Annotated in this window: 21 protein-coding genes, 1 other RNA gene and 1 pseudogene; 15 read left to right on the top strand and 8 right to left on the bottom strand. The window is 44.6% G+C overall.

What is annotated here, in order from left to right:
* Positions 1-53: 53 nt before the first annotated feature.
* Both ssrA and smpB read right to left on the bottom strand, forming a co-directional pair.
* Positions 54-420, bottom strand: a transfer-messenger RNA (tmRNA) gene (gene ssrA / locus AB4249_RS15160).
* Between the two features lie 66 nt (positions 421-486).
* The gene (gene smpB, locus AB4249_RS15165) at positions 487-972 is read right to left on the bottom strand and encodes an SsrA-binding protein SmpB (RefSeq protein ID WP_004735156.1); all 486 of its coding nucleotides are present in this window, start codon (positions 970-972) and stop codon (positions 487-489) included.
* Between the two features lie 119 nt (positions 973-1091).
* Between smpB and AB4249_RS15170 the strand changes: the two genes are divergently transcribed.
* Positions 1092-1520: an SRPBCC family protein gene (locus tag AB4249_RS15170; RefSeq protein WP_010438915.1), complete on the top strand. Its 429-nt coding sequence runs from the start codon at positions 1092-1094 to the stop codon at positions 1518-1520.
* Between the two features lie 3 nt (positions 1521-1523).
* A complete protein-coding gene (locus AB4249_RS15175) occupies positions 1524-1835 on the top strand; it encodes an RnfH family protein (protein ID WP_010438916.1) in 312 nt (103 codons plus the stop codon).
* A gap of 200 nt (positions 1836-2035) precedes the next feature.
* On the opposite strand, the gene bamE is transcribed toward AB4249_RS15175, so the two are convergent.
* The 3 genes from bamE to nadK form a co-directional block, all read right to left on the bottom strand.
* Entirely contained in the window at positions 2036-2395 is a 360-nt protein-coding gene (bamE, locus tag AB4249_RS15180; RefSeq protein WP_010438918.1) for an outer membrane protein assembly factor BamE, read from the bottom strand.
* A 167-nt stretch (positions 2396-2562) separates the two neighbouring features.
* Positions 2563-4227 (bottom strand): DNA repair protein RecN, encoded by a 1665-nt coding sequence (gene recN / locus AB4249_RS15185; protein ID WP_017059862.1) that lies wholly within the window; start codon positions 4225-4227, stop codon positions 2563-2565.
* Positions 4228-4519: 292 nt separating this feature from the next.
* A complete protein-coding gene (gene nadK, locus AB4249_RS15190) occupies positions 4520-5404 on the bottom strand; it encodes an NAD(+) kinase (RefSeq protein ID WP_004735161.1) in 885 nt (294 codons plus the stop codon).
* Between the two features lie 143 nt (positions 5405-5547).
* Between nadK and grpE the strand changes: the two genes are divergently transcribed.
* The 5 genes from grpE (at position 5548) to dnaJ (ending at position 12819) form a co-directional block, all read left to right on the top strand.
* Entirely contained in the window at positions 5548-6129 is a 582-nt protein-coding gene (grpE, locus tag AB4249_RS15195; protein ID WP_017069543.1) for a nucleotide exchange factor GrpE, read from the top strand.
* A gap of 388 nt (positions 6130-6517) precedes the next feature.
* A complete protein-coding gene (locus AB4249_RS15200; RefSeq protein WP_017067647.1) occupies positions 6518-7792 on the top strand; it encodes a dicarboxylate/amino acid:cation symporter in 1275 nt (424 codons plus the stop codon).
* A 256-nt stretch (positions 7793-8048) separates the two neighbouring features.
* Entirely contained in the window at positions 8049-9086 is a 1038-nt protein-coding gene (locus AB4249_RS15205) for a polysaccharide lyase family 7 protein (RefSeq protein ID WP_017091481.1), read from the top strand.
* Between the two features lie 386 nt (positions 9087-9472).
* On the top strand, positions 9473-11386 hold the full coding sequence (dnaK, locus tag AB4249_RS15210) for a molecular chaperone DnaK (protein WP_017067645.1): 1914 nt from the start codon (positions 9473-9475) through the stop codon (positions 11384-11386).
* A gap of 284 nt (positions 11387-11670) precedes the next feature.
* A complete protein-coding gene (gene dnaJ / locus AB4249_RS15215) occupies positions 11671-12819 on the top strand; it encodes a molecular chaperone DnaJ (protein ID WP_048608049.1) in 1149 nt (382 codons plus the stop codon).
* A 186-nt stretch (positions 12820-13005) separates the two neighbouring features.
* On the opposite strand, the gene AB4249_RS15220 is transcribed toward dnaJ, so the two are convergent.
* Positions 13006-13437 (bottom strand): type IV pilin protein, encoded by a 432-nt coding sequence (locus AB4249_RS15220; RefSeq protein WP_102320238.1) that lies wholly within the window; start codon positions 13435-13437, stop codon positions 13006-13008.
* A gap of 102 nt (positions 13438-13539) precedes the next feature.
* Here AB4249_RS15220 and AB4249_RS15225 point away from each other — a divergent pair, with 102 nt between their 5' ends.
* The 7 genes and pseudogenes from AB4249_RS15225 to tadA all read left to right on the top strand — a co-directional run bounded on the left by AB4249_RS15225 (position 13540) and on the right by tadA (position 20455).
* Positions 13540-14046 carry a GspH/FimT family pseudopilin gene (locus AB4249_RS15225; protein WP_102333756.1) on the top strand — a complete coding sequence of 169 codons (507 nt, stop codon included), beginning with the start codon at positions 13540-13542 and terminating at the stop codon, positions 14044-14046.
* Positions 14027-14659, top strand: a complete 633-nt coding sequence (locus AB4249_RS15230; RefSeq protein WP_102333757.1) for a PilW family protein — start codon at positions 14027-14029, stop codon at positions 14657-14659. Before AB4249_RS15225 ends, AB4249_RS15230 begins: the two co-directional genes overlap by 20 nt.
* Complete coding sequence (locus AB4249_RS15235) at positions 14656-15960, top strand: hypothetical protein (RefSeq protein WP_372103783.1); 1305 nt, start codon at positions 14656-14658, stop codon at positions 15958-15960. Before AB4249_RS15230 ends, AB4249_RS15235 begins: the two co-directional genes overlap by 4 nt.
* Positions 15950-16399 (top strand): prepilin-type N-terminal cleavage/methylation domain-containing protein, encoded by a 450-nt coding sequence (locus AB4249_RS15240; RefSeq protein ID WP_017062783.1) that lies wholly within the window; start codon positions 15950-15952, stop codon positions 16397-16399. Before AB4249_RS15235 ends, AB4249_RS15240 begins: the two co-directional genes overlap by 11 nt.
* A gap of 298 nt (positions 16400-16697) precedes the next feature.
* The gene (locus AB4249_RS15245) at positions 16698-18260 is read left to right on the top strand and encodes an AbgT family transporter (protein WP_017059875.1); all 1563 of its coding nucleotides are present in this window, start codon (positions 16698-16700) and stop codon (positions 18258-18260) included.
* Between the two features lie 214 nt (positions 18261-18474).
* The gene (locus tag AB4249_RS15250) at positions 18475-19764 is read left to right on the top strand and encodes a hemolysin family protein (protein ID WP_372103786.1); all 1290 of its coding nucleotides are present in this window, start codon (positions 18475-18477) and stop codon (positions 19762-19764) included.
* A gap of 86 nt (positions 19765-19850) precedes the next feature.
* Positions 19851-20455: pseudogene (tadA, locus tag AB4249_RS15255) on the top strand (tRNA adenosine(34) deaminase TadA).
* A 61-nt stretch (positions 20456-20516) separates the two neighbouring features.
* Here the strand turns inward: tadA and AB4249_RS15260 are convergent.
* Both AB4249_RS15260 and mltF read right to left on the bottom strand, forming a co-directional pair.
* Positions 20517-20648 (bottom strand): hypothetical protein, encoded by a 132-nt coding sequence (locus AB4249_RS15260; protein WP_017059878.1) that lies wholly within the window; start codon positions 20646-20648, stop codon positions 20517-20519.
* Between the two features lie 302 nt (positions 20649-20950).
* Positions 20951-22519, bottom strand: a complete 1569-nt coding sequence (gene mltF, locus AB4249_RS15265; RefSeq protein WP_017067640.1) for a membrane-bound lytic murein transglycosylase MltF — start codon at positions 22517-22519, stop codon at positions 20951-20953.
* Positions 22520-22848: 329 nt separating this feature from the next.
* Here mltF and purL point away from each other — a divergent pair, with 329 nt between their 5' ends.
* Positions 22849-26757: a phosphoribosylformylglycinamidine synthase gene (gene purL, locus AB4249_RS15270; RefSeq protein WP_372103789.1), complete on the top strand. Its 3909-nt coding sequence runs from the start codon at positions 22849-22851 to the stop codon at positions 26755-26757.
* The last annotated feature ends 35 nt before the right edge of the window (positions 26758-26792 follow it).

Consider the following 26792-nt stretch of genomic DNA (forward strand, 5'->3'; position numbering starts at 1 on the left):
CGATGAACCTAAAAAAAGGGCCAACTCTTTCGAGTTGGCCCTTTCCAAACGTTTGGTGGAGCTGGCGGGAGTTGAACCCGCGTCCAAAAATCATTCATCATTGGTACTACATGCTTAGTCGATCTTTAATTTCACCAGCAACCTGCGAACCGACACGCTAGTTAAAGGCTAACCTGAATTATAATTCGCGCTTTTCCTCTCAGGTGGGAGAAGCCACGCTAGCTAGTTTGGGTTTGATCTCTTATTGGTCCCCGTCTTACGAGCGGAAGCTAGGGTAAGAGAGCTCTGAGCAGGTTATTAAGCTGCTAGTGCGTAGTTTTCGTCGTTTGCGACTATTTTTTTGCGGCTTTTAACGTGGCCAACCGCCCCACGGCATGCACCTCAGACTTCAAAATTCCTGTCGAATCCTAAATCAGCCCCAAGTGTTATTTGCATAGTACCAGAAAAGCTTACCCTGTCTAGCACTGTGCGTTTAAGTGCTTAAAATTAACGCAAATTACTCTTCATAATTCGTGCTTTATCTCTCGCCCAATCTTTTTCTTTCATATCAGTACGTTTATCGTGCAGCTTTTTACCTTTCGCTACGCCAACTTTAATCTTCGCCCAAGAGCGAGACCAGTAAAGTGCGGTTGCGACAAGCGTCATGCCTTCACGGTTAATACGACCGATAAGGTTGTCGAGTTCTTTTCTCGACATTAATAGTTTACGGATACGTGTTGGGTTCGCCACGATATGAGTACTCGCTTGAGTTAGCGGAGTAATCGTCATACCACTGATGAATGCTTCGCCATCTCGGATGTATACGTAGCTTTCTGCGATATTGGTTTTGCCTTCACGTAGGGATTTTACTTCCCAGCCTTGTAGCTCAAGCCCCGCTTCTATCTCATCATCGATGAAATATTCGTGGCGAGCTTTCTTATTAAGCGCAATGGTATTACTACCGGCTTTTGATTTTGATTTATTCTTTGCCATAATGGCCTCATTATACGGAATGCGCCCTAGATGGGGAATCCTTTTTATTTGCGCTCTGGCCCAATACAATTAAAATTGCAGTTTGTGTTAATGTAACGCTGTCTTTAACAGGAGTCTATATGCCAAAGGTTACTCGTTCAGCATTAGTGTCTTTTAGTGCCGACCAGATGTTCAGCTTGGTCAATGATGTTGCTCGTTATCCTGAGTTTTTGCCAGGATGTTCTGGTTCTCGTGTGATCGAATCTTCAGATTCCGCGATGGTGGCTTCGGTTGATGTCTCTAAAGCTGGTATCAGTAAAACATTCACTACGTCGAATCGAATGGCGGATGGTGCTGAAATTTTAATGGAGCTGGTAGATGGCCCGTTTAAGAAGCTGGAGGGGGGCTGGTATTTCACTCCTCTAGACGACCAAGCATGTAAGGTTGAACTTAAACTAGAGTTTGAATTTTCTAGTCGAATGATTGAAATGGCATTTGGCAAGATTTTCAATGAACTGACAAGCAATATGGTCAGTGCTTTTACTCAACGAGCGAAACAGGTTTACTAAGCCATGACTATTGAATCAGATATGATCCACGTAGAAGTTGTGTTTGCGCTTCCACATGAGCAGCGTGTATTTACCTTAGTGGTAAATAAGAACGCGACCGTTGAAGAGATTATTGCGCAGTCTGGTGTTTTAGAGTTGTATCCAGAAATCGACTTGGCGAAAAATAAAGTTGGCGTATACAGCCGCAACGTTAAGTTAGATGCAACCGTTCGAGATAAAGATCGTATCGAAATTTATCGAGCACTGTTAGCCGATCCAAAAGAAATTCGCCGTAAGCGTGCTGAACAAGCAAAAGCGGCCGCAGCTAAATCGTAATGCTAAACAAGTTTGACTAAGAAGAGAGCTCGCTATATTGGCGAGCTTTTTTGTGCCTGTTGGTTAGACAACGCAGCTAATTTGTTAGCAGATATTAAAAAGCCTGCTCATGTGAGCAGGCTTTTGCGATTCTTGCTTTGTCGACGGATAGTTTTGTCGACTGATAGCTTTATCGGCCGAGAGCTTTGTTGACTGGAAAGCTAGCGAAGGCTTTCGAAGAATTCATCACTGGCTTCAAAATCACCATTGATCGTCACTAAGGTGCCCGTTGCATCAAAGTTAACAACAAGATTTTTTTGAATCGAGTCTTCATGGCCTTTTGTGTGGTGGTAAATGTAGTACCACGTATCTGGGTAGCCATTTTCGATAAGCATAGGTGAGCCCATAACGTAACGAACTTGTGTTTTTGTCATGCCAAATTTCAGCTGATCGACAGCTTCTTGTTCAACATAGTTACCCTGATTGATGTCAATTCGATAAACCAACTTCTCTAGTAGAGAGCAACCGGTCAACATTGTTAGTGCAAGTGGAACTGCAACTAACCACTTTTTAATTCGCATAGTCTGAGATCTTTCTTCGCTAAAATACTGCCTGATAATAAACAAGCTCCAGCAAGAAGTAAAAAGCTCCTTGCACTTTGAGCTTGTTATGACTGGCAATTTTGAATTAAGTTGCAAAATTGCCAAGAATTTTCGGTAAATTATCAGAAAGTTGCTGAATATGTAACCTAAGCTGCGATTAATAACTCTTTTGCGTTGGCAAGCGTCGATTCTGTAATCTGGCTGCCACCAAGCAGTCGAGCAAGCTCTGAAACGCGTTGTTGCTCATCAAGCGTGTGCATTTGAGTCTCTGTTTTACCTGATTTCGTGTTCTTCGCAACAAACAGCTGTTGGTGACCGCAACCGGCAACTTGAGGTAAGTGCGTCACACACATCACCTGCGTAGATTCGCCCAGCTTACGTAGCATTTTCCCGACAACCGCAGCCGTTGGTCCACTGATACCCACATCGACTTCATCGAAAATCAGGCTTGGTGTGTCGACTTTTTGCGCTGTGATCACCTGAATCGCTAATGAGATTCGTGATAACTCACCACCAGAAGCCACTTTAGCAATTGGCTGCATTGGTTGGCCTGGGTTGGTCGAAACAATGAAGGTCACGTTATCCATACCCAATGGAGAAGGGTGTGTGTTGGTGTTGTTCACTTCAATGGCAAACTGCGCTTTTTCCATGCTCAGTTCGTGCATGCTTTGCGTGATCAGTTTGTTGAGCTCTTTTGCATAACGAGTTCGAGATTTATGAAGCTTCTCTGATTTGGCAACGAACGACTGGTATTGGTTTTCCACCTCGTTTGCCAGTTCTTCTAATTTTTCATCAGAGCAATCAAGCGCTTCAACTTGTTGTAGTAAGTCTTGATGGTGCTTATACAGCTCTTCAGGTAACACGTGGTGTTTACGAGACATCGACATCACTTTAGAGAAACGCTCCTCAACGTAAGCCATACGACCGGGATCAACATCAATGCTGTCTAGGTAGGTTCTTAACTCGTTGTTGGTCTCTTCGATCTGAATAATGGCTTCAGAAAGCAAGTTCGGTAACTCGGCCAATCTTTCATCTAGCTCAGCTAGCTGAATTAAGGAGTTATTGGCCGATTGCAGAATACCAAGCGCATTAACTTCTTCGCCTTCATAAATAAGCTCGATAGCTTGCTGACAGGTTGTGGCCAGTTCTCCGCTATTGGAGAGGCGCTTATGCTCTTGTTCGAGGTCTTCATATTCTTCCTCCCCAATAGACAGCTCATTTAACTCTTTGATTTGGTATTCAAGAAGTTGTTTTTGAGCTTGGTTTTGCTGGCTATTTTCACGTAACTCTTTTAAGTGGTTATCCGCTTGTCGCCAGGCTTGATAAGCATTACGTGTCGATTTCAATAGGTTCAAGTGGCCTGCGTATTGATCAAGCATGGCCATTTGGTAATCGCTTTTCATCAACTGGTGATGCGCGTGTTGACCATGGATGTTGATCAGCAGTTGTCCTAGCGATTTCAATTGCGAAAGAGGGACAGGGCTACCGTTGATGAATGCACGAGAACGACCTTCTTTTGAGATGGTTCTGCGCAGGATGCACTCACTGCCATCAAGCAATTCGTTGTCTTCTAACCAGCGGGTAGCATGCAGATTGTTCTCAAGTAAAAAAGCGGCACTGACTTCGGTTTTTTCTTCACCTTGTCGAACCATTCCTGCATCGGATCTTCCTCCAAGGCATAAGCCTAAAGCATCGATAGCGATAGATTTACCCGCACCAGTTTCCCCGGTGATTGTTGTCATGCCTTTAGAGAGTTCTAGCTGTAAAGACTTAACAATAGCGAAATTATTAACACTTAAATGAGCCAGCATTTTTATTTACCTGTATAACTGAACAATACTGTATATAAGCTCAGTATATACTGTTTCTTTATACAGTAAAGTCGACAGGTGAAAATTTTTTGCGACAGCTCTCAGAATTGAGCTTGTCTGTAGATCACTGAAACCGCTATAGATTCCCAACTCAGTCGTTCCTCCCTCTTGGGAGTGGAGGTATAAGGAACTGCAGAGAAGCTAGAGCCGACGGGCTTTTACTGGCAATAAAAAGGCTGACGAATGTCGTCAGCCTTTCAAATTTTCGGTTACCACTGGAGCGTTTATTCTTTTAGAACAGCTTACTCGACCAACCTAGTTTGTTACGTAGAACATGGTAGTAGTTGTAGTCTTTAGGATGGATCAACTTAAGTACATTCGGGCTTTGGTAAATGTGGATCTCATCACCAGGAGAAACAGGCAGTGAGATTTGACCATCGCAGCTCACCTCCTGAGTTCCACGGTTATCAGGCGATACGATAAGCTTAATACGACGCTTGCCATCCACCACCAATGGGCGGCTTGAAAGGGTATGCGGGAACATTGGCACGAGTGAGATAGCATTTAGGCTTGATGACAGGATAGGGCCGCCGCCGGAAAGCGAGTAGGCGGTAGAACCTGTCGGTGTTGAGACGATTAAGCCATCAGAGCGCTGTGAGAAGGCGAAGCTGTCATCGATATACACTTCGAACTCGATCATGTGAGCAACTTGGCCGGGGTGCAGTACAGCCTCATTAAGGGCTGCATTGTGGCTTTTTATCTGGCCGTGACGATGAATTTCAGTTTCAAGTAAGAAGCGTTCTTCTTCCATGAACTCTCCCTTAAGCACATCAGTCAGCGCGCTCTGGAAGTTTTCAGGGTTGAGATCGGTTAGGAAACCAAGATTACCTCGGTTAACACCTATCACTGAAATGTCGAAACGTGACAAAATTCTAGCCGCACCGAGCATATTTCCATCACCACCCACAACAATTGCGAGATCGGCACGTTTACCCAATTCAATCAGGCTAGAAAAATGTTCTTGTGGGATATCGTCCAAAATGCTGGAGAGCCTATCATCAACAAACACTTGATAACCCTCAGTACTTAACCACTGATAGAGCTCTCTATGAGTCTGAATTGCTTGCTGATCTCGAGGTTTACCAATAATTGCGATGACTTCAAATGGCTTTTTCATAACGTTTCCAAACGAATTAGGCTTGAATCAAAATTCTTCATCCCCATAATAAAGGCAAGTTGAACGTCTATGCGAGTGTTTTATATCAATTTGGGGTGCAAACACGCCTGTCACTTGCATTGAAAACGAATTCTGGAGATATCATGAGCAACGAAGAAAACAAAGTAACCGAAGCAGAGCTAGATCAGATCATCGCTGAAGCTGAGAAAGTTGAAGAAGCTGAACTGAATGAAGACGCTGCTGATGAGCAGGAAGCAAAAATCGCTCAACTGGAAGCTGCACTGCTTTCTAGTGAATCTAAAGTGAAAGAGCAGCAAGATTCTGTTCTTCGCGCGAAAGCTGAAGTTGAAAACATGCGTCGCCGTAGCGAACAAGAAATTGATAAAGCGCGTAAATTCGCTTTGAACAAGTTTGCTGAAGGTCTGCTTCCTGTAATCGACAACCTAGAGCGTGCAATGCAAGCAGCAGACGCTGAAAACGAAGTGGTTAAGCCACTGTATGAAGGTGTTGAGCTAACGCACAAAACGTTCGTAGACACAGTTGCTAAGTTTGGTCTTAAAGAGATCAACCCTGAAGGTGAAGCGTTCAACCCTGAATTCCACCAAGCGATGTCTATTCAAGAAAGCCCAGATCACGAATCGAACACGGTTATGTTTGTGATGCAAAAAGGCTACGAACTAAACGGTCGTGTGGTTCGCCCAGCGATGGTTATGGTTGCTAAGTAATGACGAATTACGTTGCCAAGTGATTGACTGGTGCATTGACTGAGTTAGTCGCAGCGACAAAATAAATCACTGGTTTGCGTAAAATAAAAAGAGAGGTATAGGCCTCTCTTTTTTTGTGCCTATAACTTGAGAGTCCACGTAAATAAGCATCAAAACCGCATTAAGAATGTCGTTCTTTTTATTTCATTCAGGTCAGCGATTTAGAGTTTTGTGTTATGAAGCTTGTTGTTATTGAGTAAATGTTTTGATGTCACATTTGTGATATTTTTGTAAATAAATACTTTTAATTGTTATCTTTGTATGTAAAATCCACTGCCATATAGCGATTTTGGTCGCATATATAACTATAAAAGTACAAATTTCAAACACAACAAACTGGAGAAGAACGATGGATAAATCGCTCTCAAGTAAAATTTTTGTAGGCTTGTTCGCCGGTCTACTTATTGGTACTGCTATTCAGTACCTATTCAGCGGTATTGCTATTTTTGATACGTATCTACTTGGCGCTGCCGAAGGTGCTGGTGGTATGTTCGTATCACTTATCAAATTGCTTGTAGTTCCTCTTGTTTACGTATCTATTGTTTGCGGTATCGTTGAGCTAAAAGATATTCGTTCATTTGGTCGTCTTGGTGGTAAAACCTTTGGTCTTTACATTATTAACACCATCATCGCGATTTCTGCAGCGCTAACGATTGGTCTTATTTTCCAACCGGGTGCTGGTGCGAATCTAGCGGGTACAGTTTCTGAGACAATTGCGCTTACAACAACTGAAACGCCAGATATCTTCTCTCTTGTTGTTAATATCGTTCCTAGCAACCCTGTAGAAGCATTTGCAAGTGGAGACATGCTACAAATCATCTTCATGGCAATTTTGACAGGTCTTGCTATTCAAGCGCTTGATTCTCGTGGTGGCCCAGCTATCAAGACATTCAAGATGGCTAACGAAATCATGATGAAGCTTATCGGCCTAGTAATGAGCTTGGCGCCTTACGGTGTATTTGCTCTGATGATTCAACTGGGCGCAACACTGGATGCAGACACGCTAATGTCAGTTGCTGGCTATGTAGCGCTTGTTGTAGCGATGCTTGTGTTCTGGATCTTCTTCTTCTACCCAATGATGGTTGGTTCATTCACTGGTATTTCTCCAAAGCAGTTCCTACGTGCAACTCGTGAGCAAATCCTTTTCTCACTATCGACTGCAAGCTCGAACGCGACGATTCCAGTAACAATGCGTACTCTGACGGACAAACTAAACGTATCTAAGTCAGTGGCAGGTTTCGGTGTACCACTAGGTGCAACAATGAACATGTCTGGTGTATCTATCTACATCGCACTAGCAACTATGTTCGTAGCAAACGCATTCGGTCAGCCAATCAACACTGCTGATATCTTTACTCTAGGTCTAACTATCTTGCTACTTTCTATCGGTGCTGGTGGTGTTCCTGGTGGTGGTGTGGTTATGGTCGGTGTTCTATTGCACCAACTAGGTTTGCCACCAGAAGGTCTAGCGATTGTTGCTGCTGTTGACCGTATCTGTGACATGTTCTGTACTTCTTCTAACGTTGTTGGTGATACTGCGGTTAACACTATCGTAGCGAAATCTGAAAACGAAATCGGCGTTGAAGCTAACGAAGAAGCTGAGCTAAAGAAAGCAGAAGCATAATTCTTAATTAAGATTCGATAATTAGAAGCCCCGCTCAATGAGAGCGGGGCTTTTTTGTTTCTGATGATAAGTGCTTTGGGCTATCTGATAACTTAGCTAAAAAGATCTTTGATTGGTGTTAAGTCTCATTTTTTCTTTTTACTCGTGCCGAATTGGCCATCAGTTTTCAATCTTTAATATAGATCACATATAATAATACAATATTATTATATTGTTCTGACAACCTACATTATGACGACATAAAGGAAACCCAATAATGAAGCTGTCTTACCTTAGCCTACTGACTGCCAGCCTTTTAGCCGCTCCCGCTCTTGCTTCTAATCACGATATTGGTCAACAGTTCAATCTTGACCCTGCAAAAGCACCAGCACAAAACTTCGATTTATCTAAATGGAAAATTAACTTACCGGAGCTGACGACTGAAGGGTCTAGAAAAGGTAAAACGCTGGAGATTGGTAAAAAGGAACTGTCGAATGTAGACACGCCTTACGTTCACCCTAAATGGTTCTACACGGATGCCGAGTCTGGTGCGATGGTGTTTGTGGCTCCGAATACAGCTCCAACGACGCCAAACAGTAAAAACACGCGTAGTGAGCTAAGAGCGATGCTAGCGGATAGCTACTCTGCGCCGAGCAACAACTTCGCGATTTCAAGCCATAAGAACGCGGAAGAGTTTGGCTCTATCGGTGGCCAGATGACGGCAACACTTTCTGTTGATCAGGTGAGCACCAGCGGTAACTATAAGAAAACCGGTGCATTCTCTGTGGTTATTGGTCAAATCCATGGGTCGGATAATGAACCTCTGAAAATTGTTTACCGCAAATTGCCAGAGCATGAGCATGGTTCGTTAACGTGGAACTATGAATTAAACCCGCCGACAGAGATGAAAAATGCGAAGGATGAAAACGGTAAGAAGCTTCGTAAAGACATTCGCCATGATGTATTTGGCCAATACAATCTGAAAAAAGGCAGCTCGGATCCTACTGATGGTATCAAGCTAGGTGAAGTGTTCTCATATGATGTGAATATCAAAGATAACATCATGCACTTAACCTTTACTAAAAATCCAAACTCAGCCGAACCTGTTGTGAAGACCTATGATGTTGACTTGGCAAAGGGTAAATATCAGGGACACGATATCGATCTTGGTTACGGTCAAGACTGGATGTACTTCAAAGCGGGTGCGTATAACCAGTGTAATACTAAGAAGTCGAGCTCAGCCTGTGAATGGCGTGGTATGGAAGCGGGTGATTACACTCAAGCGAGCTTCTACCAGTTAGTGCTCAACCAATAATATGGCTGAATCAGTCACCATTTGAACAATATTTAACTGATTAATATCTATTTGAAAAAGACCTTCCACATGAAGGTCTTTTTTTATGGCATCTGGAATAGGGTTGAGGTTTCAATGTGGCGACAAATGCGAGAGTTTCTCAACATTGGAGCCTTAATTGGCAAGGGATCGGTCACTTTTTACCTTTATGTAAAAAGATACGGGAAAAAATAGATTTTTTTTACTTATTCCCTTGAAAACCAGTTTGCAGCCCTTATCTATGGTGCATACGAAAGCAAATTACATTTGCACTTTAATTTTGTGTATTAGGGTTGATTCCCTGATTACCACCCCCACATATGTGGGTATAGCAAAAACTTAATAGAAAATATTTCGGAGATGGCCTGATGGGTAAAATCATTGGTATTGATTTAGGTACTACTAACTCTTGTGTTGCTGTTCTTGACGGCGACAAACCACGCGTAATTGAAAATGCTGAAGGCGAACGCACAACAGCATCAGTAATCGCATACACAGAAGGCGAAACGCTAGTTGGTCAACCTGCAAAACGTCAAGCTGTTACTAACCCTCAAAACACACTGTTCGCTATCAAGCGTCTAATCGGTCGTCGTTTTGAAGATGAAGAAGTTCAACGCGATATCGAAATCATGCCTTTCAACATTGTTAAGGCTGACAACGGTGATGCATGGGTTGAAGCGCAAGGCCAAAAAATGGCTGCTCCTCAAGTATCTGCTGAAGTTCTTAAGAAAATGAAGAAAACAGCTGAAGACTTCCTAGGCGAAGAAGTAACTGGCGCAGTAGTAACTGTTCCTGCTTACTTCAACGATGCTCAACGTCAAGCAACGAAAGATGCTGGCCGTATCGCTGGTCTAGATGTTAAACGTATCATCAACGAACCAACTGCTGCTGCTCTAGCTTACGGCCTAGACAAGCAAGGTGGTGATCGCACTATCGCTGTATACGACCTTGGTGGTGGTACATTCGATATCTCTATCATCGAAATCGATGAAGTAGAAGGCGAGAAGACTTTCGAAGTTCTTTCAACTAACGGTGACACTCACCTTGGTGGTGAAGATTTCGATAACCGCATGATCAACTACCTAGTAGATGAGTTCAAGAAAGAGCAAGGTATCGACCTTAAAGCTGATCCACTAGCAATGCAGCGTGTTAAAGAAGCAGCAGAAAAAGCGAAAATCGAGCTTTCTTCTACTACTCAAACTGACGTAAACCTACCTTACGTTACTGCTGATGCGACTGGTCCTAAGCACATGAACATCAAAGTGACTCGTGCGAAGCTTGAGTCTCTAGTTGAAGACCTAGTTCAACGTTCTCTTGAGCCACTAAAAGTTGCTCTAGCGGATGCTGACCTATCTGTAGGCGAAATCACTGACGTTATCCTAGTTGGTGGTCAAACTCGTATGCCTATGGTTCAAGCTAAAGTAACTGAATTCTTCGGTAAAGAGCCACGTAAAGACGTGAACCCTGACGAAGCTGTTGCAATGGGTGCTGCTGTTCAAGGTGGTGTACTAGCGGGTGACGTTAAAGACGTTCTACTACTAGACGTTACTCCTCTATCTTTCGGTATCGAAACGATGGGCGGCGTGATGACTAAGCTTATCGAGAAAAACACAACTATCCCTACTAAAGCGGATCAAGTGTTCTCTACAGCTGAAGACAACCAAAACGCAGTAACTATCCACGTTCTTCAAGGTGAGCGTAAGCAAGCGACTTACAACAAGTCTCTTGGTCAGTTCAACCTAGAAGGTATCCAACCAGCACCACGTGGCATGCCACAAATCGAAGTAACATTCGACCTAGATGCTGATGGTATCCTGAACGTATCTGCTAAAGATAAAGCAACAGGTAAAGAGCAGAAGATCACTATCCAAGCATCAGGCGGCCTGTCTGAGGAAGAGATCGAAGCAATGGTACAAGAAGCAGAAGCTAACAAAGAAGCGGACAAAAAGTTCGAAGAGCTAGTAACTGCACGTAACCAAGCTGACCAAATGATTCACGGCACTAAGAAGCAAGTAGAAGAAGCTGGTGAAGCTTTACCTGCAGACGAGAAAGCTAAAATCGAAGCGGCTATCACTGCACTAGAAGAAGTTAAGTCTGGTAACGATAAAGAAGCTATCGACGCTAAAGTTCAAGAACTTATGCAAGCAGCTCAAAAGCTAATGGAAATTGCTCAACAGAAAGCTCAAGCTGAACAAGCTGGTGCTGACGCTGGTGAACAACCTAAGCAAGACGACGATGTTGTAGACGCTGAGTTTGAAGAAGTTAAAGAAGACAAAAAATAATTTCGTCGCAGAGTAGCCTGATTTCGTTATCGGAAGTGTCCACCTACTAACGTAGGCTCCGCGCTTCCACTTAGGACTCAAGCTATCTGCTTAGAAATTTGTCTCAAAGACTTATTATTGCGGGCGTCAGAGGTAACTCTCACGCCCGTAAATTTGTATTTAGACTTGTCGATCTAGATAATAGCTTTATTCGGCATTTCAGCCGGCAGAACTTTTATCTAGATTGATACACAGACTACTGAAGTGATCATTCGGTAGTAGCAATTATTTTGGTGACCTAGAACATGTCAAAACGTGATTTTTACGAAGTATTAGGCGTAAGCCGCGATGCATCAGAGCGCGATATTAAAAAAGCGTACAAACGCTTAGCGATGAAATTCCACCCGGACCGTAACCAGGGTGATGAGACCGCAGCAGATAAGTTTAAAGAAGTAAAAGTAGCGTACGAGATCCTAACCGATTCTCAAAAGAAAGCAGCTTACGACCAATACGGTCATGCAGCCTTTGAACAAGGTGGCATGGGCGGCGGCGGTGGTTTCGGCGGCGGTGGCCAAGGTGACTTCGGCGATATCTTCGGTGACGTATTTGGCGACATCTTCGGCGGCGGTCGTCGTGGTGGCGGTCAACAGCGTGCACAACGTGGTTCAGATCTACGTTACAACATGGAACTTTCTCTAGAAGAAGCGGTTCGTGGTGTTTCTAAAGAAATCGAAGTACCAACACTTGTAGAGTGTGATACGTGTGACGGCAGCGGCGCGAAAGCGGGTTCTTCTGCACAAACGTGTGGCACTTGTCATGGCCACGGCCAAGTACAAATGCGCCAAGGTTTCTTTGCGGTTCAACAGACTTGTCCTACTTGTAACGGTAAAGGCAAGATCATCAAAGACCCATGTAACTCATGTCATGGTCAAGGTCGCAAACAGAAGACGAAAACACTTAACGTTAAGATCCCTGCTGGTGTTGATACTGGCGATCGTATTCGTCTATCAGGCGAAGGCGAAGCGGGAGAGCAAGGCGCTCCAGCTGGCGATCTGTACGTACAAGTACACGTAAAAGAACACAACATCTTTGAGCGTGACGGCAACAACCTTTACTGTGAGGTTCCAGTAAGCTTCTCAATGGCTGCTTTAGGCGGTGAAGTTGAAGTTCCAACACTGGATGGTCGTGTAAACCTTAAAGTGCCAGAAGAAACACAAACGGGCCGTATGTTCCGTATGCGTGGCAAAGGCGTGAAAGGCGTTCGTGGCGGCGGTGTGGGTGACCTAATCGTTAAGCTAGTGGTTGAGACTCCAGTTAAGCTAAGCTCTCGCCAAAAAGAACTACTGCGTGAATTCGAAGAAACATGTTGTGGTGAAGCGGCAAGCAAGCATAAGCCAAAGTCTGAAGGTTTCTTTAGCGGCGTTAAAAACTTCTTCGATGACCTAACTAAGTAATCAATTTATTGATGTCTTAGGTTATTGATGCCTTGAGTTTTTAATGATTTAAGTTATTGATAAAGTTGGAAAAGCCTGCTCGTTTAGCAGGCTTTTTTGTATCTGTAGATCAGGGGAAAAGAAGCTCGAGAAGAAAGAGTCGAGATTTATCAGATAAATTCTAGAGCCCTTTGGTGGTTGCTCTTGTTACTTCCAACACGTTTCTGGCTCCGAAATGCCCGAGTGGTGCAATTCCAACTTATCGGTATTCGAGTCAAAACATTCATCATTTACTTGCTGCGAAAGCGGTTCCGCTTGAATTGAATAGGTGGTGCTACTCGCAGAGATCGCTAGCGTGTATCGGCTAGTATCGGTATCGCAAAACAAGCATGTCCCTCCTGAAATAATATTCTCCGCTGCCGACGCATAGTTCCCTGTGTATAGAGTTTCTATCTCCAGTTGCATCTTGGTTAAGTCGGCCATCGCTGTAACTCGATGTGCCTTGATAACATGGTTGGTATAACTTGGATACGCAATGGCGCCGAGTATCCCCACGATGGCGACAGCGATCAATAATTCGATCAATGTCATTCCTCTAATGCTTAAGTTGTTGTTGTTGCATATATTTCTTCGAATCATCGCGAGTAGTTTCCTTTCATATCTCTGCCCATTTTTCTCTGGTGGTAGCATCGGTGCAAGATTAAATGCAGTTGCGCATTGAGTTACATAGGAATTTGGGAAATGACTCGCGGGTTTACTTTATTAGAGCTGTTAGTAACGGTATCGGTACTGTCGATACTGATAGCGACGGCTGCCCCGAGTTTTAGTTCGGTTACTGAAACCGTCAAGATGCAGCGACTCGCCGGAGAGTTGAATGGTTTTCTCATTCAGGCCAAGTCTGAATCGGTCAAAAGGAATCAAGATCTGTGGGTACATTTCTCTATGGATAAAAATGAGGTGCAATCAACCGGAGAGTGGACTGTAAGGTTAAAGCCTACTGAAGACCTTTCTGGTGAAACGTTACTGATGTTGTCAGGCGAACCGTTTCGAGATGTCTCGTTTTCCCATAATTACACAGGTGCAAGAATCAGTTTTGAGAGTGTAAGGGGAAGGCCAGCCAGAGGGACGATTTATCTTTCTCCAAACACAGCGTCCACAGACAGATTGTTGGTTAAATTATCCAGCCCTCCTGGGCGAATTAAGGTGTGCGGTGAGTCGAGTGCGCAGTATGGCTATGATGCGTGTTAGACCGATTGTGGTAGCGCCTACTAAACAGCAAGGCACATCATTAATTGAGTTAATGGTGGCGTCTGTGATTGGTGTGTTTGCGATTTCGATTATTGGCAGTGTCTTTATAACAGGGCAGAGAATTGCCAAAGACAAAGGCATTGAATTATTGCTGCTACAAAATCTAACCAGCACCATGCAGGTCATGAAAGAGGATATCCAACGAGCGGGTTACGATGGTTCAAACGGTTACTCAATCAAGTTGTCTGGCGCGAGTAACACCATCCAAGTGAGTGGCGGTGTGGCGGTGGGTTTTGTTTACTTCCGAGAGGGCTCAAGCGCAAGTAAAGAACATCGAAATATCGTTTACAGAAAAAATGGAACCAAACTGCAAATATGTGAGAAGGGCACCACTGTATCGGAGGCAATTCCTACATTTCATGAGGTTACTGGATGTTACTCACTGTTCGATGACAACCTCATTGATGTTGATGAGTTCAGCATTAATTCCCAAGTATTGGAGCAGAATTCTATCAAGAGCACGCTCACTGATATCAGTATTACAGCGTCAATCCCAACCGCAGGTGTTTCCAAATCTGTTTCGGTTTCCGTTAAGCAGAGGAACTGGCAATGATGATATTTAAAAAGCAGCGTGGTGTGGTGACGTTATTGATTACGTCAGTGCTTTTAATTGGTGCTTTAGTGGTGACATTAGGCACGTATCGCAGTGTATTCCATCAAATTAAAGTCGCACAGAATGAAGTGCAGGGCAGACAAGAACACTGGCGATCGGAAGGAGGCTTGGAGTGTGGCTTCACTTACATCGCTGAAAATGATCTGACAGCTATTCCCAATGATTTAATGGATTATTGTCAGCAGTCGAAAGTCGTTACGTTGGGATCAGAAGCACTCACGCCAAATATATTGGTGTCGAGTTCTGAGTCTTTATCGCTGAACAAAGAGATTAGTTTTGTAGACGCTTCGGGATTAGGAGTAATGCAAACCAATTCGAGTTTAGAATTTATTTCTGATCACAATATCGATATTAATCCTGATATTGCTCTTACTGCTGTTGATGGTATTAACGAGTGTGTATCGGTTCGATTTTTAGATAGTGTTATCTATAAGCAAAAGGGAGGAGGACGTTTGAAGACCATTACTCCAGAGTCACCTCCTTTTTCTACGTTTGAGTCTTGCCAACAAACCACCAATATTAGCAATGATGCAACCATCGACTCCGTTGGGGCGCTGCCTTCAAACTCTTTTCAATCAGATTTCAAATTCGATCCGGATATCGATACGTTCTCTAATTATTTTGGCGTGCCAAAGACGTCAGAGAACATTGACCAAATTAAGCTTGATTATCATGTTATAGACCTTATTGATCGGACAGTTGTCCCCCCTAAGCATATTGACTTGGTTGATGGTGAATATGAAGGAAATAAGTGTAGCAAAGCCATTAATGATGCCTTTTCAAGTGGGGAGAATAAGGTATGGGTTATAGGTGATTGCGTCGTTTATTCACCTGCGATTAATGTAGTTGAACCTATCCCAGGGGTTATTACGCCTCGCTCTTTAGTGATTCAGGACGGCATCGTTGCGAATGGTAACGCGAGCGTATTTGACGGGGCTTTTTATCAGCTAAATGATATGACCGTATTCGATAACACTAACTCTCCCGATACTGATACCGACCTACTGAGTGGTTTGTGGGCTAAAGTTCCAGATACAATTCCTATTACTGATTTAGTACAGAGTAATTCGGTTTATATTGGATTTGCTTCTTTTTTCCCTAAAGGAGGGATGTTCTTTGATTCCGTTGGTGGGTTATCGACAATTCAGGGTTCAATCAATTTGGATTATACCGGTGAATACAACCCTCATAGCACTCCTTTAAAAGCGAAGTGGAAGCGAGGATCATGGAATGATTTCTAAGAACTCAGGTTTTAGCTTGATAGAGGTTCTTATCTCTTTTCTGTTGATTGGCGTTGCCTCACTAGGGCTGGTTAAATTACAGGTCTACGCTGAACAAAAATCGGATTTTGCGCTCCACAGCGTAGAGGCGCTGCATTTTGCTGAAAGGCAGATGGAGTATTATCGAACTCGGGCGTCTAATGCGAGTGGGGCGGTAGGTTTAATTCCTTTTTCAGAACTAAATCAGGCGAGTCATTGTCTCAACACAGCAAGTTCAGATCCTTTATCCGGTTTGTCGGGGTCTGCCTATGCCATGACTTGTGAAGTGACTAATGCAAACGGTGCTCTGTCTAGCGCATTAAAAAGCATTACTGTCACAATTGCATGGCAAGATCGTATGAACCACGCACAAAGTATTTACCTCGAAACTATGCTCTCCAAATACAGTGAATTTGATTGATCTATTAAGCAAACGTTTACTGCATGCCAAGGCCTACGCATCCCCTTTACTGATAGTTTTCACTCCTCGGACATTGTTTACGTGCCAGTTAAAACTCTGTATATGGAATGGTGTTTTTTGTGTTTTTATATTGTTGCTGTTGTACAGTATTTTTGCAAAATATGTCTCCATTTATGGAAAATGATGTGGAACCTTGTGCTTTTTAACAGCGACTTTAATAGAATATGTGCTGTACCAATAGGCCGTGGTCAAAACTTATATTAGGCCTAAACAAAACAACATCACATATGGAGTTACAATGAGTAACCAAGCCGTAAAAAAAGCACCATCGACTGAGAAGATCAGTGGTATGGACCGCTTTCTAAACTTCATTGAACGCGCCGGCAACAAAATTCCAGATCCAGCAATCCTGTTCTTCTGGGCTCTAGTTATTGTATGGGTAGCATCTGCACTTTTATCGAATCTTTCATTCGACTTAATCAACCCTCAAACGGGTGCTGCTCTTGAAGTAAACAACCTACTAACTGGTGAAGCGCTTGCTAGCTTCCTAGCGAATATGGTTACCACATTCACAGGCTTCGCACCTCTAGGCATCGTACTTGTTGCTATGCTAGGTGTTGGCGTTGCAGACTCTTCAGGCTTCATTACGACTGGCCTTAAGAAGATGCTTAACTTCACGCCAGCTAAGCTACTAACGCCGATGCTAATCTTGGTTGCTATCGTGTCTCACACAGCAGCTGATGCAGGTTACGTTCTAGTAATCCCTCTTGGCGGTATCATCTTCCACGCTGCGGGTCGTCACCCTCTAGCGGGTATTGCAGCAGCGTTTGCTGGTGTATCAGGTGGTTTCTCAGCGAACTTTATCCCTTCAGGTATTGATCCGCTACTAGCTGGTTTCACTCAAACAGCGGCAAACGTTCTTGACCCTGCATATGTGATCAACCCTCTAGCGAACATCTTCTTTACTGGTTTGTCTTCAATTCTAATTGTGGCAATTGGTTGGTACGTTACAGAGAAAATTATCGAGCCTCGTCTTGCTAATACGCCTGTAGATGAAGATGCAGAACAAGCACCTGATCTAGGTACGTTCACAGCCATTGAATCTAAAGCATTCAAATTCGCTGGTTGGGCAATGGTTGCCGGTATTGGTCTGCTTATCGCGGCTCTAATGCCTGAAAACTCAGCACTTCGTTCACCTGAAGGCGAATTAACGGCGTTCTCAGCACCAGTAATGAAGTCTATCGTTCCTCTGATCTTCATCCTGTTTATTATTCCGGGTATCGTCTACGGCCGTGTAGCGGGTACATTCAAGAATAGTAATGATGTTATCAAAGCAATGTCTGAGACGATGGCAACGATGGGCGCATACATTGTAATGTCGTTCTTCTGTGCTCAGTTCCTATCTGCATTCGCTCAATCAAACATCGGTACTATGCTGGCACTTTACGGTGCTGAAGGCTTGAAAGCGATGGACCTTCCAGGTGAAGCAACGGTTGTTGGTATGATTCTACTAACGGCTGCAGTTAACCTTCTTGTTGGTTCTGCTTCAGCTAAGTGGGCACTGATTGGTCCTATCCTAGTTCCAATGCTAATGGTTGTGGGTATCTCTCCTGAGCTATCTCAAGCGGCTTACCGTGTAGGTGACTCAGTGTCTAACATCATCTCTCCACTAATGGTGTTCTTCCCACTGGTTGTTGTTTACTGTCAGCGCTATGTTAAGTCGACAGGTATCGGTACTCTAGCTTCTCTAATGATGCCATTCTCGATTGCGATGTTAATCGGTTGGTCTATCTTCTTGCTAGCTTACTGGGCTCTTGGTATCCCACTAGGTATCCAAGCACCTTACACTTACACAATGTAAGATTGAACTAAGCAAAACTAAGCTTTATTCATTGCTAAGCCCGCACCGAAATGTGCGGGCTTTTTTTCGCTATTTTTTCCGTTTTTTATATCCAAGGTTTTTATATCCAAAACTTTCTATATCCAAAAATTTTTATATTCAAAATAATGGCACTCAGCTTATACTCCGGATTACGGCTAATTGTTGGCCGGTAAATTTAGGAAATCCAAGCCACATGAAAATTCTGCTTTTAGTAGGGTTAATTGTTTTAAATGGTCTGTTTGCCATGTCTGAGATTGCATTGGTAACAGCAAAAAATAGTCGGCTGAAACGCTTAGCCGAAAAACACCGCTCCGCTCAGGTTGCTCTTGATCTCAAAGAAAACCCAACCCGCTTCCTCTCTACAATCCAAATCGGTATCACGGTAATCGGCCTACTCAGCGGGATTGTGGGTGAGGCGACGCTATCGGCTCCACTAGCCGTTCAACTTGAACTGTGGGGACTAGACCCAACACAAGCGAACATCTTGTCTACTGCGGTTGTGGTGGTAGGTATTACTTATTTCGCTATCGTTGTCGGTGAGTTGGTACCAAAGCGTTTTACTCAGTCTCAAGCTGAAAACATTGCTGTGTTAGTCGCGCTGCCAATCTTCTGGTTATCTAAAATCGCGACGCCGTTTGTGTTTGCGTTGTCGGCTTCAACGGAAGGTATTCTTAAGTTGATGGGCCGAGGCGGTGAAGAAGATAGCGTTACCGAAGATGATATCCATGCACTTGTGAAAGAGGGCTCAGAATCGGGTGTGATTGAACGCGGCGAACAAGAGATGATTCGTAATATCTTGCAGCTTGATGATCGTCTTGTGAGCTCATTGATGACTCCGCGTCGAGACATCGACTTTCTGGATGTCGACCAACCCGTTGAGCAGATATTAAAGAAACTGCGTTCATCAAAACACAGTGTGTTTCCATTGTGCCAAGATCACCTCAATAAAGTGGTGGGTACACTGTCAGCCAAAGCCTTGCTGAATCAGGCGGGCAATCTAAGCATTCAAGTGATCATGGGGCTGTCTCGCTCGCCGATCTATGTTCCAGAATCGATGAAAGCTCTGCGTCTACTTGGCTACTTTAAAGAGTCGGGCACCGAGATGGCATTCATTGTCGACGAGTATGGCGATGTTCAAGGTCTTGTGACTCATTACGATATTCTTGAGGCGATTGCTGGCGAGCTATCGAATAATCCGAACGATCTTTGGACCGAGCAAGTGGAAGACGGTTTGTTGGTGGATGGATTGATTCCTATCAGTGAACTGAAAAACCGTTTAGAGCTATCGGATTTTGAGGGCGAAAGCGAGAGCTTCCAAACGCTGAATGGCCTTGTGACATGGTTAATAGGGCGCTTACCGGATGCAGGCGAAGTTGTTCAATACCAGCAGTGGCAGTTTGAAATTATCTCTGTTGAGAACAATCGCATTGTGAGTATCAAAGCGACGCCAATAGCCGATGACATAGAAGACGCTAATAGCTAACAGTTCGACCAACCAGCAAGCGGCAATGGTTCATTGTCTGTTGTTGTCTATTACCTCTTTATTGTTCATTATCTCTAAGATTAGGTATGCTTCACCGCATACCTATTTTCGTTTTTATCCTTTGTTTCTGGAGTTCCCTTTGTCAGACCATCAATTCACCCCTCAAGATGAAATCTTCATGCGACGCGCCATTGAGGTAGCTAAGCAAGCAGAGAGCGAGGGAGAGGTTCCTGTTGGTGCAGTATTAGTAAAAGGTGGGGAGATTATCTCTGAAGGATGGAACCGTTCGATTGGCAGCCACGATGCTACGGCACACGCAGAAATTGAAACCTTGCGTAAAGCCGGTCAAACCTTAGAAAACTATCGGCTACTCGATACCACTTTATACGTTACGCTAGAGCCTTGCCCAATGTGCGCAGGTGCCTTGCTACACAGCCGAGTAAAGCGCATTGTGTTTGGTGCTCCAGACTTAAAAGCAGGCGCTGCAGGTACAGTGTTGAATTTGTTTGAAAGCCAAGCCTCATACCACTATGCCGACGTTGAACATGGTTTGTTAGAGGAAGAGTGCCGTGAGCAATTACAAGCGTTTTTCAAGCGTCGTAGAAAAGAGATAAAAGAGAAGCGAAAGCAAGAACGTCTGTTGGAAGAGCAGCGTTTAGAAGCAGAGATGAAGGCTGGCAATAAGAAATAGCAGCGTACTTTCGGCACTCTCTATCGCAAGAGTGCCAAGCAAACTGACTGAGTAACTACATTTACTCAGCAATCATCTGCATGAAAGCGCGATTGCGCCAAATGATCTTCTTCTTATTATTTGAAAGCATACGCTTACGACGGTTTGCAGCAACGGTCTTATCAAGGCGCTTCGATTTCAGTTTCTTCATCATTTCAATGATTTCCTATTTGTCGTCTGACTTTTTAGTTTGGACTAACGATTTAATTATAGTGTTATTCGTTTATTTGGCCTGTCGCGCGCTTGGCTTAAATAGAAGAGCAGTTCTAGTCTAAAGCCAGCACGGAAGTGCAACAGAGCGTAATTTTGATTATGGTGTGCCGTTATAAAGTTCGATTGTTACTGCAATATGACACATCGATTTTCACGGCCTTTTGTCGAGCTTATTCTTTTATGCGCAGTTATAAAAAGCACAATAAAAAAGAGCAATGCTTAATGGCATTGCTCTTTTAGTTTCTATTGCGAAGATTCTGAACTGCTTACTGTCGATTCAGCAGCGCTAATGCTTGATTCAGCACTAGAAGTCTCTAAAGGTGGGATGACAATCAAACCCTCAAGACTCTCTTCTTGTTCTTTATTACGCTTATTTACATGGCCGATGATGCTTTGGTAATAACGGCGAATGTTCTCAACGTAATTTCTAGCTTCATCACCACGCGCATAGCCGTAGCGAGTTTGGCTGTAGTACTTCTTCTGTCTTAACAGAGGCAGTCTGTCTTTCACATCGCCCCAAGCATCGGGATCGCCACCTTGTGCCTTCGTGAGGCGACGCGCGTCCATCATGTGCCCGTAACCGACATTGTATGAAGCAAGTGCAAACCAGATCTTTTCGTGTTGAGTGATTGAATCTGGTACTCGGTTCACGATACGACGCAGGTACTCAACACCGCCTTGTACCGACTGGTTCGGGTCGAGACGGTTGGTTACCCCAACACTCTTCGCGGTGGGCAGTGTCAACATCATCATGCCACGAACACCCGTTGGTGAGCGCGCAACAGGGTTCCAGTGTGATTCTTGGTAGGCCAAAGCGGCAATCAAGCGCCAATCAAATTCTTGAGAGTACCTTTGAAATAGCGGCGACCATTTTGGCAACTTGCTGTCCAGTGCGCGGATAAAGGCACGAGTATCAACGTAGTCAAAAGTGCCGATGTGGCCGATGTATTTCTCTTCTAGTGAAGCCAGTTCACCAGACTGTTTTAGGTTACCGAAGAACTCAATCAACAGAGCATAAAGGCTTTCATCTTCAGACTTCTGCAAATACCAAGAGATAGGTTGGTCTTCTGTCAGTTCAAAAGCCAAAGCTACGTCTGGGTATAAACGTTGTGCCAGTGACAGCTCAATTGAGTCCGCAACCGTAAATAAGCGCTCGCCAGTCGATACTTCTTTGAGCAGGTCGTTGATATCAGCATTGCCGACCGCATCATAGATAAAGTCATCGTGTGTTTTCTGCAGCTGCTTTAGTGTTGGCTCAAAGTGTGAGTCTTTCACCACAACCAAAGATGGCGTTAATGTGTCAGTAGACGCCGCCTCTTCTGATTCAGTTTGTGCTTTAACAAAGTCAACCTGACGCTCATTCTCGAAATTGATCAGTTGTTCAAGGTTTCTCGGTCGCCACTGGCCTTTTTTGTATACGACCTGTTGGCTTACGTAGTAATAAGCAGGTGCGGCGCGATAAGCTCGTGTCAGTTTGTTGTTTTGCGTTAAGCCGGTCGCGATAAGATCGATTTCGCCTTTCTGCAGTGCAGGGAACAAGCCAGACAAACGGTAAGCGGGTTTAACCTCAAGCTTTACACCAAGCTCCTGCGCAAATTCACGAGCTAATTCGTAATCCAAGCCAGCAGGACCATCAGGACCGATGTAATAAGAGAGTTGGTTATTTAGGGTGCCGACACGAAGAACGCCACGATCTCGTATCTGCTCAAGGACACTTTTAGGTTCAGATTCAATCTGGCATCCAGCCAACCCAAATAGGGCGATGGCGAGCAGAAGGAACTTAGACGAAAAGATGAGCGTAAATTTAGGCATCAAAATGAAATCTCGAAAAGTGGAAGCTCCTTTATACCAAACCCCGCAAGGCTGGCAAAGCAGGTTTAATTAAACAGTTGTAAAAGTGGTGATAAATGCAGCAAAAGTACCATTTACGCAGAAAGATAAAAAAAATCACGCAAACGGTTGCTTTTGGTGTTACGTCACAAAAAGAAATGCTTTATAATGCGCTCGCATTGAAGAGGTGGGATCGGCATAGGTTTTTAAACCTTCGGGAATAGCTTCGAAGAAAACAGTTAGGTTTTTCCTTTAACCCACTGAATTTATTCCAATACTACCTTAATCAACTGCATAAGAGACGTAAGCACATGAGAATTTTGCGTGGCTCCCCAGCTCTATCTGAGTTTCGTGTTAACAAGCTTTTAGAGCTTTGTCGTGAATTAAGCTTACCTGTAACAGGTATTTACGCTGAGTTTGCCCACTTTGCTGATCTAACGGCAGACCTAGATGAGTCTGAAGTTGAGAAGCTAGAAAAGCTACTGACTTACGGTCCAACGATTGAAGAGCATGAACCTGAAGGTTTACTGCTGCTTGCTACACCTCGTCCAGGCACTATCTCGCCTTGGTCTTCAAAATCAACAGATATCGCACACAACTGCGGACTGGCTAAAGTGTCACGTCTAGAGCGCGGTACTGCTTTCTACATTGAAACCTCTGCTGAACTTTCTGAACTTCAACTTGTTGAGCTGAAAGCAATCCTGCACGACCGTATGATGGAAGTGGTTTTCACTGACTTCGAATCAGCGGCGGCACTATTTACCGTTGCTGAGCCTGCTCCTTATGCGGAAGTTGACCTACTAACTGGTGGACGTAAAGCGCTTGAAAAAGCAAACGTTACCCTAGGTCTTGCACTTGCAGAAGATGAGATTGATTACCTTCTTGAAAGCTTCACTGAGAAGCTAGGTCGTAACCCGACGGACATCGAGCTAATGATGTTTGCACAAGCGAACTCAGAGCACTGTCGTCATAAGATTTTTAACGCTGATTGGACTATCGATGGCGTTAAGCAAGAAAAATCATTGTTCAAGATGATTAAGAACACCTTTGAAACGACACCAGAACATGTTCTGTCTGCTTATAAAGATAACGCAGCGGTAATGACAGGTTCTGAAGTTGGTCGTTTCTTCCCAGATCCAGAAACTCGCCAGTACAGCTACCACCAAGAAAAAACACACATCTTGATGAAAGTTGAAACGCACAACCACCCAACGGCAATCTCACCGTGGCCAGGCGCATCGACAGGTTCAGGCGGTGAAATCCGTGATGAAGGCGCAACCGGTATTGGTGGTAAGCCAAAAGCGGGTCTTGTTGCTTTCTCTGTATCTAACCTTAAGATCCCGAACTTCGTTCAACCTTGGGAAACTGACTTTGGTAAGCCAAGCCGTATCGTTACTGCTCTGGATATCATGCTTGAAGGTCCTCTTGGTGGCGCGGCATTCAACAACGAATTTGGTCGTCCAAACCTACTTGGCTACTTCCGTACTTACGAAGAGAAAGTAAACTCTCACGCAGGTGAAGAAGTGCGTGGTTACCACAAACCAATCATGCTAGCTGGTGGTCTTGGCAACATCCGTGATGAGCACGTTCAGAAGAAAGAGATCCCGGTAGGTGCAAGCCTAATCGTTCTAGGTGGTCCTGCGATGAACATCGGCCTTGGCGGCGGTGCGGCATCTTCAATGGATTCTGGTTCTTCTTCTGAAGATCTTGATTTCGCTTCTGTACAACGTGAAAACCCAGAGATGGAGCGTCGTTGTCAGGAAGTTATCGACCGTTGTTGGCAGCTTGGTGATGCGAACCCAATCGCATTTATCCACGATGTGGGCGCGGGCGGTATCTCGAATGCTCTTCCTGAGCTAGTCGACGATGGCGAGCGTGGCGGTATCTTTAATCTACGTGACGTGCCAAACGATGAGCCGGGCATGAGCCCACTTGAGATCTGGTGTAACGAATCTCAAGAGCGTTATGTAATGGCGGTTGCTGATAAAGACATGGCAACGTTCGACGCGATTTGTAAGCGTGAACGTGCACCGTACGCAGTGGTTGGTAAAGCAACTGAAGAACGTGATCTGAAATTAGAAGATTCACACTTCGACAACACGCCAATCGACATGCCAATGGACATCCTATTAGGTAAAACACCTAAGATGCACCGTGACGCGAAAACGCTAAAAGCTAACAACCCTGCGATTGACCGTTCTGGCATCGAGATGAACGAAGCGGTTGACCGTGTTCTTCGCTTGCCAACAGTCGCTGAGAAAACATTCCTTATCACCATCGGTGACCGCTCGGTAACAGGCCTTGTAGCTCGTGACCAAATGGTTGGTCCATGGCAGGTTCCTGTTGCTAACTGCGCAGTAACAGCGGCAAGCTACGACTCTTACCACGGTGAGGCTATGTCTCTTGGTGAGCGTACGCCAGTGGCACTTCTAGACTTCGGCGCATCGGCTCGTCTAGCGGTTGGTGAAGCAATTACTAACATCGCAGCGACCAACATCGGCGATATCAAACACATTAAACTGTCGGCTAACTGGATGTCTCCAGCAGGTCACCCAGGTGAAGATGCAGGTCTTTACGAAGCGGTTAAAGCGGTTGGTGAAGAACTATGTCCAGCTCTGGGTCTAACTATCCCAGTGGGTAAAGACTCAATGTCGATGAAGACTAAGTGGGAAGAGAATGGCGAGCAGAAAGAAGTAACGTCTCCGCTATCTCTTGTTATCACTGCGTTTGCACGTGTTGAAGATGTTCGTAAGACGATTACTCCTCAGCTTCGCACTGACAAAGGTAATACAAGCCTAGTTCTTATCGACCTAGGTAACGGCAAAAACCGTATGGGTGCAACAGCACTTGCACAGGTTTACAAGCAGCTTGGTGACAAGCCAGCAGACGTAGACAACGCAGCGCAACTAAAAGGTTTCTACGAAGGCGTTCAAGCACTTGTAGCGAACGACCAAGTTGTCGCTTACCACGATAAAGGCGATGGTGGTCTATTCGTAACGCTAGCAGAAATGGCATTCGCAGGTCACTGTGGTGTTAATGCAAACATTGAAGCGTTAGGTGAAGACACGCTAGCAGCACTGTTCAACGAAGAGCTAGGTGCAGTAATCCAAGTCCGTAACGACGACCTAGACGCAGTACTTTCTACTCTTGCAGCTAACGGTCTAGAAGCATGTTCTCATGTGATTGGCTGCGTTGTTGGTGAAGGGGAAGCATCAGATGAACTAGTGATTAAGTCTGGCGAGTCTGTAGTGATTGAACGTAACCGTACTGAACTACGTACTATCTGGGCTGAGACAACGCACAAGATGCAAGGTCTGCGTGATAACCCAGTATGTGCTGACCAAGAACATGAAGCGAAGAAAGACAACTCGGACCCAGGTCTGAACGTGAAACTGAGCTTTGACGTAAACGAAGACATTGCTGCACCGTTCATCAACACTGGCGCTAAGCCTAAGATGGCGATTCTACGTGAGCAGGGTGTTAACTCTCACGTTGAAATGGCAGCAGCATTCGACCGTGCAGGCTTCGAAGCAACTGATATTCACATGAGCGACATCCTTACGGGTCAAGCAGTTCTAGAAGAGTACAACGGCCTTGTGGCTTGTGGTGGCTTCTCTTACGGTGACGTACTAGGCGCTGGTGAAGGTTGGGCTAAGTCGGTTTTGTTTAATGACTCGACTCGTGAGCAATTTGAAAACTTCTTCAAGCGTGAAGATACCTTCTCTCTAGGTGTGTGTAACGGTTGTCAGATGTTGTCTAACCTACGTGAACTTATCCCTGGTGCAGAGTACTGGCCACGTTTCGTTCGCAACGAATCTGAGCGCTTTGAAGCACGTTTCAGCCTAGTAGAAGTTCAGAAGTCAGATTCTGTATTCTTCAACGGCATGGAAGGTTCTCGTATGCCAATCGCTGTTTCTCACGGTGAAGGCCGCGTAGAAGTACGTGATAACGACCACCTAAACGCGATTGAAAACTCAGGTACGGTTGCTCTACGTTACGTTGATAACAACGGTAACCAAACGCAGCAATACCCGAATAACCCGAATGGTTCGCCAAACGCTATCACAGGTTTAACAACGACTGACGGCCGCGTGACAATTATGATGCCTCACCCAGAGCGTGTATTCCGTACGGTTGCAAACTCTTGGTCTCCGGAAGGTTGGGGCGAGAATGGCGCTTGGATGCGTATGTTCCAAAACGCACGTAAGAACGTGGGTTAATTGAAAACGATTTAAACAGTGTTATCGGGACAATA

The organism is Vibrio sp. 10N.261.55.F4, assembly GCF_041470465.1.
In the GTDB taxonomy this organism is placed as follows: domain Bacteria; phylum Pseudomonadota; class Gammaproteobacteria; order Enterobacterales; family Vibrionaceae; genus Vibrio; species Vibrio crassostreae_C.